General features: G+C 60.8%; 7 protein-coding genes and 2 pseudogenes. 6 read left to right on the top strand and 3 right to left on the bottom strand.

Translation table 11 applies throughout. The features are described from left to right. Positions 1-899: pseudogene (locus AAC083_RS22975) on the bottom strand (chorismate-binding protein); the annotation flags it as partial. Between the two features lie 437 nt (positions 900-1,336). Here AAC083_RS22975 and rnm point away from each other — a divergent pair. The 6 genes from rnm (at position 1,337) to tesB (ending at position 6,783) form a co-directional block, all read left to right on the top strand. Continuing rightward, positions 1,337-2,218, top strand: coding sequence for an RNase RNM (gene rnm / locus AAC083_RS08970; protein WP_108536382.1), 882 nt, complete (start codon positions 1,337-1,339; stop codon positions 2,216-2,218). 134 nt (positions 2,219-2,352) lie between these two features. Continuing rightward, positions 2,353-2,973 (top strand): L-threonylcarbamoyladenylate synthase, encoded by a 621-nt coding sequence (locus AAC083_RS08965; protein ID WP_042036617.1) that lies wholly within the window; start codon positions 2,353-2,355, stop codon positions 2,971-2,973. A 22-nt stretch (positions 2,974-2,995) separates the two neighbouring features. Then, positions 2,996-3,862, top strand: coding sequence for a segregation and condensation protein A (locus AAC083_RS08960; protein ID WP_249126740.1), 867 nt, complete (start codon positions 2,996-2,998; stop codon positions 3,860-3,862). A 98-nt stretch (positions 3,863-3,960) separates the two neighbouring features. Beyond that, a complete protein-coding gene (gene scpB / locus AAC083_RS08955; RefSeq protein ID WP_108536380.1) occupies positions 3,961-4,530 on the top strand; it encodes an SMC-Scp complex subunit ScpB in 570 nt (189 codons plus the stop codon). A gap of 263 nt (positions 4,531-4,793) precedes the next feature. After that, positions 4,794-5,717, top strand: coding sequence for a 23S rRNA pseudouridine(2605) synthase RluB (rluB, locus tag AAC083_RS08950; RefSeq protein ID WP_042036354.1), 924 nt, complete (start codon positions 4,794-4,796; stop codon positions 5,715-5,717). A 202-nt stretch (positions 5,718-5,919) separates the two neighbouring features. Next, positions 5,920-6,783 carry an acyl-CoA thioesterase II gene (tesB, locus tag AAC083_RS08945; protein WP_108536379.1) on the top strand — a complete coding sequence of 288 codons (864 nt, stop codon included), beginning with the start codon at positions 5,920-5,922 and terminating at the stop codon, positions 6,781-6,783. Between the two features lie 67 nt (positions 6,784-6,850). On the opposite strand, the gene AAC083_RS08940 is transcribed toward tesB, so the two are convergent. Beyond that, a complete protein-coding gene (locus AAC083_RS08940) occupies positions 6,851-8,029 on the bottom strand; it encodes a dicarboxylate/amino acid:cation symporter (protein ID WP_042036356.1) in 1,179 nt (392 codons plus the stop codon). 117 nt (positions 8,030-8,146) lie between these two features. Further along, positions 8,147-8,426: pseudogene (locus AAC083_RS08935) on the bottom strand (SAM-dependent methyltransferase); the annotation flags it as partial.

The raw sequence follows: 8,426 nt of genomic DNA, 5'->3' as shown, positions 1-8,426 counted from the left end.
GGGTTGGTCTGCTTGAGGCGGCGATAGGCGGCCAGCGGGTTCGGGCAGGGCAGGGAGAAGCAGCGCGACGGCACCACCTGGAAGATGTCGCCACGGCGGATGAAGCCCTTGAGCTTCTCCACCTCGGCGCAGAACTGCTTGTCGCTCTTGTCCACGCTCATACCGCCGGTGAGGGCCGCAGTGGCCAGCTCGGCGCAGAGGGGTTGCTGGCAAAGCTGTTTGAAATCGGTGAGTCGTTCGCTCAGGCGGGTATATCTGTCATCCACCTGGCTCTCGTCGCTGTCGCCGCCGAATATGCAGGCGAGCAGTTGGGTAGAGCGCTCGATATGGTCGATGGTGATCAGGGTTTCGGCCACATAGAAGCAGTAATCGGGGCAGCTGTTGCTCCCCTCCGGCACCTCTGGCAGATCCTCAAAAGAGGCGATCAGGTCATAGGCGAAGCTGCCCGCCATGAACAGTGCTTCTTTACCCAGTTGGCACTGCAGCTCCTGTTGCAGGGTGCGCAGCACATCCAGCACGCTGCTCCCCTTGAGGCGGCTGTCTTCATCCTGCTCCCGATCGGAGGCCGGGAAGTCGAGCTGCAACTCGCCATCCACCAGAATCTGGCTGATGACTGCGGGCAGGCGCTCGGCCAGCAGGCTCTGCAACTGGGCGCCGTTGTCGTTCAGGGTGCGCACCCGCACGGCGCGACCACGGCACTCGATGCGCAGGCAAGCATCCACCAGCAGCAGACTCTGTTTGCCCGCTTTGGAGTCGATCTCGACCGATTCCAGCAGCAGGTTGTTGGGACGCCCTTGGCAGAGCCGGGTATAGAGCGCCAGCGGGTCGGCCACATAGGGGGCGTTGAGCTTGAGGGTATCGAATTCACCCAGGGGCAAGCGAGTCGTATTGACGGTCATAGTGCGTTCCCTTGCGTGTGATGTGTTTTACCGATGTTCATGACGTTGCATACCTTGAAAAAATGCCTTGGAATTTAAGTTGGTTTGGGCGGTTTCAGTAGGGGCGCCATCGCCAGGTCATTGCGCTTGTCTGAATTCTTGGTTTCATCACAGGTCCATTTGCCGGATAATAAAAAAGCCCGCTGGGGTCAGCGGGCTTTTTCTTTGGGTTCTTAATTTGCTGTCAGATTACAGGTACAGCAACGACCACACGCCCGCATGTCAGGGAGTGTGCCACCACCAGATGGTCAGGATGGAAGTCGTTTGCATGATAAAGTCCTGTAAAAAGAGGTTTGCAATGAAGTGCCTACAGAAAACGATAAAGCCGCGGCCAAGTCAAGTCGCTTTTTAGCCTTCTTTCACCGATGGTGACCTGATCATGAGAGCGGAATAACCTGATGAGATTCGATCTTCACTGTCATACCACTGCCTCCGACGGTGTGCTGAGCCCGGCCGAACTGGTGCGCCGCGCCGCCGAAAAGCAGGTCGAGGTGTTAGCGGTTACTGACCACGATACCCTCGATGGGCTTGATGAGGTGCGTCGCACCATCGAGGCCGAGCAGCTGCCGCTGCGACTGGTGAGCGGGGTCGAGATCTCCACTGGCTGGGAGCACCACGAAATTCATATCGTGGCGCTGGGGGTGGATGAAAAAAATCCGCAGCTGGTGGCATTTTTGGCGGGCCAACGGGCTCGCCGCGAGGCGCGCGCACTGGAAATTGGGCGCCGTCTGGAGAAGTGCCTTATCCCCGGCACCTATGAGGAGGCCAAGGCGCTGGCCGGTGATGCTGCCGTGACCCGCGCCCATTTTGCCCGGGTGCTGGTGGCACGCGGGGTGGCCGACAACATGCAGAAGGTATTCAAAAAGTACCTGAGCCGTGGCAACAAGGGTTATGCCCCGGCCGAGTGGCCCGAGATGAGCGAGGCCATCATTGCCATTCACGCCGCCGGTGGGCTGGCGGTGCTGGCCCATCCCAGCCGTTACGATCTCACCGCCAAGTGGATCAAGCGGTTACTGGTGGCCTTCAAGGCGGCCGGTGGCGATGCCATGGAGGTGTCACTGCCCCAGCAGAGCCCGCAGGAGCGAGCCAACCTGGGCCAGTGGGCCAAGGAACACGACCTCTATATTTCGGTGGGGTCTGATTTTCACTTTCCCTCCAACTGGACCGAGCTGGGCCGCCACCTCTGGCTGCCCAAGGAGGGCATGCCGGTCTGGCTGGCCTATCCGGGCCACTTCGGCCTCACCACCGAGCAGCATACCGCCCTGCTGGCCAGTCGCTAGCAGAGGGGCGGCCGGTGGACCCTCCGCTGTATGGGAGGGTAAACCGGCGTCAAACAGGTTAAGGTAGCGTCATGGGTCTGGAACCCGTGACCATGAAGCGGGCACCGCGTGTGCCCCTATCGCGAGAAGAGCATATGAGTCAGCATTTTTACGTACATCCGGAAAACCCCCAGGCCCGTCTGATCGGCCAGGCGGTACAGATCATCCAGAACGGTGGCGTCATCGTCTATCCGACCGATTCCGGCTATGCGCTCGGTTGCCAGATGGGTGACAAGGGGGCGCTGGAGCGCATCTGCCGCATCCGTCGCATTGATCCCACCCACGACTTCACCCTGGTGTGCCGGGATCTTTCCGAGATTTCCACCTACGCCAAGGTGGACAACACGGCGTTCCGCCTGGTCAAGGGCAACACGCCCGGGCCTTACACCTTCATCTTCAAGGCGACCAAGGATGTGCCGCGCCGCCTGATGAATGAGAAGAAGAAGACCATCGGTATCCGGGTGCCAGCCAACAACATAGCGCTGGCCCTGCTGGAAGCGCTCGGTGAGCCGCTGCTCTCTACCTCCCTGATCCTGCCGGGTTCAGAGATGACGGAGTTTGACCCGGAAGAGATCTTCGACAAACTGGGCAAGCAGCTGGATCTGGTGGTCAACGGTGGCTATCTGGGCGAGCAGCCCACCACGGTTGTGGATTTCTCCGATGACGAGCCCGTGCTGCGTCGTCGTGGCGCCGGAGACCCGACCCCGTTTGAGTGAGTCTGCCGACCCAGCGCCTGTGATGGCTCCGCCTATTTTGGGCGCAACGGGGGAGGGAGTCCCCCCCCAGGCCATCCCATCCCCCATCGCGCGCGTGCTGGGGCAGCCCTACCATGAGTTGCCCCAGGACTTGTTCATCCCGCCCGATGCGCTGGAAGTCTTCCTCGATACCTTCGAGGGCCCCCTCGATCTGCTGCTGTACCTCATCCGGCGCCAGCAGCTGGATATCCTGAACCTGCCGATCTTGCAGATCACCGCCCAGTACATGGAGTACGTGGAGCTGATGCAGGGGCTCAATCTGGAGCTGGCAGCGGAATATCTGCTGATGGCGGCCTGGCTGGCGGAGATCAAATCCCGCCTTTTGCTGCCCAAGGCTCCCGAGCTGGCAGACGAAGAGGAGGGAGAAGATCCCCGCGTGACCCTTATTCGGCGACTGCAGGAATACGAGCGCTTCAAAGTGGGGGGCGAGCGCCTCAATGCCTTGCCACGGGTGGAGCGGGAGATTTATATCGCCGCCGCCCTGCCGCCGGATTTTGGCTCTCTCAAGCCATTGACCCCGGATGTTTCGCTGGTTGAGCTCGCCCTTTACATGCAAAGTGTGGTAAAACGCGCGACTCATTTCGAACATCATCAGATCCGTCGCGAGCAGATCCCGACCCGGGTGCGCATGGCGGAGATCCTCGCCATGCTCTCGCTGGGCCAGACGTTGCGGCTGGAACAGGTGCTAAGAGCCGAAGAGGGGCGCATGGGGGTGCTGGTGACGTTTCTGGCCCTGCTGGAGCTGTGCAAGGAGTCCCTGATCTGGATCCTGCAGGCCGAGCCGCTGGGGCCGATCCATTTTGCCCTGGCGAGTCAAGATGAAAGCGGGGAGCGTGAACATGCACACTGAGTTGTTTTCTTTATCCCGAGCTTGCTGCCAGTCTGCCGGGGTGTGTGTGCATCTCCCGTTGGCACGCCAGCCTGCTGCCATGCGCGGGGAGGGCAACCGTGGCGCTGCCCGCTGAACGACTCAAGACACTGATCGAGGCCGCGATCTTCGTGGCCGGGCGCCCGTTAACCGTGAGCGAGCTGAAAAGCGGTGTGCTGGCGGATTACCCCGTCACCGGCCGCTATGTGCAACTCTTGCTGGCGGAACTGCGACAAGATTACAGCGAGCGGGGGGTGGAGCTCAAAGAGGTCGCCTCCGGCTGGCGCTTTCAGGCGCGCCAGGAGTATGCCGAGGAGCTCTCCAGGCTCTGGAGCGAGCGGGCGCCCCGTTATTCCCGCGCCGTGATGGAGACGCTGACCCTGATTGCGTATCGTCAGCCCATCACTCGGGCCGAGATAGAAGCGATCCGCGGGGTGGCGGTGTCGAGCCAGATAGTCAATACCCTGAAAGAGCGTGGCTGGGTGCGCAGCGTCGGACACAAGGAGGTGGTGGGTCGCCCCGAGTTGCTCGCCACCACCCGGGAATTTCTGGATTATTTTAATCTGCAGAGTCTGGAGCAGCTCCCCGAGCTGGATCCTGAACTGCAATCCCCCTTGCCCGCGCTGCCGGTCGAGGGGAGCGAGACCTAGTCCGGGTCGCTGGCCTGTGCCAGCTGACCGGGCCTCTTGAACAGGAGGGCGTGTTGGATGACCTATACGGGATCCTGCATCGCCATCCCCTTGCCCGGCATGCCGGGGGAGGGCCGCGAGAGCTGGTTCACTGTGCTGGCATGTGCCAGCTGACCAGCTCTTTTGAGTATTGAAGCGTGTCGGATTGCCCGTACGGGGTGCGACACAGTAATAACCGTTGCCCGTTATGCTGGCGGGCAGCGATCAACAATCAGGTAACCCCGATGAGTGAAAAACTGCAAAAAGTGTTGGCCCGCGCGGGTCACGGCTCCCGTCGTGAGATGGAGGCCCTGATCACCGCAGGTCGGGTCAGTGTGGATGGCAAGGTCGCCACACTGGGAGATCGCGTCGAAGTGAACGCCGTGATCCGTGTCGATGGCCATACGGTCAAGACCCGTGCCGAGGAAGAGATGATCTGCCGCGTGCTGGCGTATCACAAGCCCGAAGGGGAGATGTGTACCCGTCACGATCCGGAAGGTCGTCCCACCGTGTTCGATCGTCTGCCCAAGCTGGAAAGCGCCCGCTGGATCGCGGTAGGCCGTCTCGACGTCAACACCTCCGGCTTGTTGCTGTTCACCACAGACGGTGAGCTGGCTAACCGCCTGATGCACCCGAGCCACGAAGTGGAGCGCGAATACGCGGTGCGTGTGTTTGGCGAGATCACCGAAGCCATGCTGCAGCGCCTGCGCAAAGGTGTGCAGCTGGAAGATGGCATGGCCAAGTTCAACAAGATCAAACCGGCCGGCGGTGAGGGCCTGAACCAGTGGTTCAACGTCACCCTGACCGAGGGCCGCAACCGTGAAGTGCGCCGCCTGTGGGAATCCCAGGAAGTGCAGGTGAGCCGTCTGATGAGGGTGCGCTACGGCGACGTCACCCTGGATCGTGGTATCCCCCGTGGTGGCTGGCAGGAGCTTAAACTGCCGGATGTGAACTACCTGCGTGGTCTGGTCAACATGCCGCCGGAGACCGAATCCAAGGTCGATCTGCAGCAAGATGGCAAGAGCACCCGTCACAAGCAGGCCGCCCAGATCCGCCGTGCCGTCAAACGTCACAAGGATATGCAGGGCATGGAGCCGCGTGCACGCAGCACCACGGCCCGCCGCAAGCCGACTTCCTCCACCCGCAACTCGGGTACCGGCAGCAAGTAAGCGTTGTGATGACTCTCATGGGTTCGCCCAAGAAAAGGCCCGCCTCTTTGGCGGGCTTTTTGTTGCTGCAGTTTGCTGCTGAGTATTCCAATGGCTCCTTTGCTGAATGAAATTGCCCGGCAGATCCGCTGCGGGGGAGGGGCAAGGTTGCTCTGCCACTGCGGGCTTGTTAGCCTTTGTGGCACAGATACAGGAGATAATAATGAGCAAGGTACTTGATGAGCTGCTGGCACTGCTGGCGCTCGAGAAAATCGAGGAGGGCCTGTTTCGGGGCCAGAGTCAGGATCTCGGTCTGCGGGCCGTGTTTGGCGGACAGGTAATGGGGCAGGCCTTGTCAGCCGCCAAGCAGACGGTGGCCGCCGATCGTCAGGTGCACAGTTTCCACTCTTACTTCCTGCGCCCCGGTGATGCCAATCGTCCCATCATCTATGACGTGGAGAATATCCGTGACGGCCAGACCGTCTCTACCCGCCGGGTCAAGGCCATTCAGGGCGGCAAGCCGATCTTCTATCTCAACGCCTCCTTCCAGGTCGAGGCCGAGGGGTTCGAGCATCAGATCAGCATGCCGGCGGGGATCACCCCGCCCGAGCAGCTCAAGAGCGAGTTGGAGCTGGTGCGTCCCTACGAGCAGCAGATCCCGCCGGTCCTGCGTGACAAGATCATGTGCGAGAAGCCCATCGAAATTCGCCCTGTGACCCTGGTCGATCCGATCCGGCCGGATGTACACGAGCCGCTGCGCCACGTCTGGTTCAGGGCCAATGGCCAGATGCCGGACGATCAACGGGTCCACAAGTATTTGCTGGCCTATGCCTCCGATTTCCACTTCCTGTTTACCGCCCTGCAGCCCCATGGCGTCTCGTACTGGGAGCCGGACATGCAGGTGGCCACCATCGATCACTCCATGTGGTTCCACCGGGACTTCCGGCTGGATGACTGGCTGCTCTACGTGGTGGACAGCCCGAGCGCCAGCGCCGGTCGCGGTCTGGTGCGTGGCCAGTTCTTCACCCGCGAGGGGATGCTGGTGGCGAGCACGGCGCAGGAGGGGGTGATCCGTCGGCGCGGTTGACCTCACATATCAGCCATAAAAAAACGGGAGCCGATGGCTCCCGTTTTTTATGTGTTTGTTTGCCGTATCAGGCTGCGTCCTGCTCGGTGCTGGGCACGGTTTCCCCGTTCTGGGCGAAACGGTTGGCCCACAGGGCAATGACGCCATCACCGGTGACGTTGCAGGCGGTGCCGAAGCTGTCCTGCGCTAAATAGAGGGCGATCATCAGGGCGATGGAGGCTTCACCGAAGCCGAGCATGGAGGTGAGCAGGCCCAGCGCCGACATGACGCCGCCACCCGGTGCACCCGGCGCGGCTATCATGATGACGCCCAGCATCATGATGAATGGCAGCATGGTGTCTACGCCCGGAATGGCCAGGTGCTCGGAGAGGAACATGACGGCGGTGGCACAGGTCACCAGCGTGATGGTGGAGCCACACAGGTGGATGGTGGCGCACAGGGGCACGGTGAAGTTGGCGATGCCATCGCTCACGCCGTTGTTCTTGCTGGCCTGCAGGGCAACCGGAATGGTAGCGGCGCTGGACATGGTGCCCAGTGCGGTGAAGTAGGCAGGCAGCATGTTCTTGATGAGCATGGCGGGTGAGCGACCCAGCGCCAGACCCGTGCCAACGAACAGCACCGAGAGCCAGAGCCAGTGCATGACGATGGCCATCACCAACACCACGCCAAAGGTCTTCAGGGTGGCGAAGACGGTTCCTTCCACTGTCATCTCGACAAAGACACCGGCGATGTAGAACGGCAGCAGCGGGATGATCACCTTGGCCAGCAGGCGGTCGATGATGTCACGGCCCTGATCGGCGACCCGGCGCATATCGGTGGCCTGGGTAGCGCTGACGCCGATGCCAAAGATAAAGGCGGCGGCCAGGGCAGACATCACGCTAAACAGCGGCGGGATCTCCAAATTGATGTAGGAGGCGAGTTTGATCGCCTCGGCCGAGGTGGGCTCGGCAGCGCTGGTCAGTTGCGGGATCAAGTGGCTCGCCACGGTAAAGGCAAACAGCCCCGCCAGAATCGTGGAGCAGTAGGAGAGTGCCACGGTTTTACCCAGTAGCTTACCGGAGTTTTTTGGCAGGCTGGCGATGCCGCTCATGATGAAAAACAGGATGATGAGCGGAATGGTGAAGGTGATCAGCTGACCTATGACTATCTTGGCCGTAAACAGCACGCGTGCGACCCATTCAGGGGCGTAGAGACCTAGCAAGAGACCGGCCAGGATGCCGGCAACCAGTTTGAGGACAAGTTTCATAAGTAAATCCAGGTGTTAGTGTCTGATTTGTTATTTGATTTTGATTTTAATGCCGCTTTTTAACACAAACGCCGTATCTTGTCTGCCATCAGCTGGTTAACTTAGAGTTAAATATTGTTATCTGGATGATGGATCACGGGGGATGGGCCCCTTGAAGCGACGGCGGCGATATTGATTCCTGGTGGGGGCGAGATCGGGGAGGCGGATCAGCAGGGCATGTAACCAGCGGCCGTGCTCGGTATCCTCGCTGCACCAGATCTGATGCAGGCCAAATGGCAGGGGGGCGATCAGTTGTTGCAGGCGGGTCTCATCGAGGCGGGTCTGCAGCGGGTATTCATCCTGTGAGGGAGCCACGGCGCAGCGGTGCTCGCCCTCGTCATAAGGGAAGGAGCAGTAG

This window comes from Aeromonas sp. HMWF014 (assembly GCF_963878295.1).
GTDB classification, from domain to species: domain Bacteria; phylum Pseudomonadota; class Gammaproteobacteria; order Enterobacterales; family Aeromonadaceae; genus Aeromonas; species Aeromonas popoffii.
This window is presented reverse-complemented; position numbering and strand designations above follow the sequence as displayed.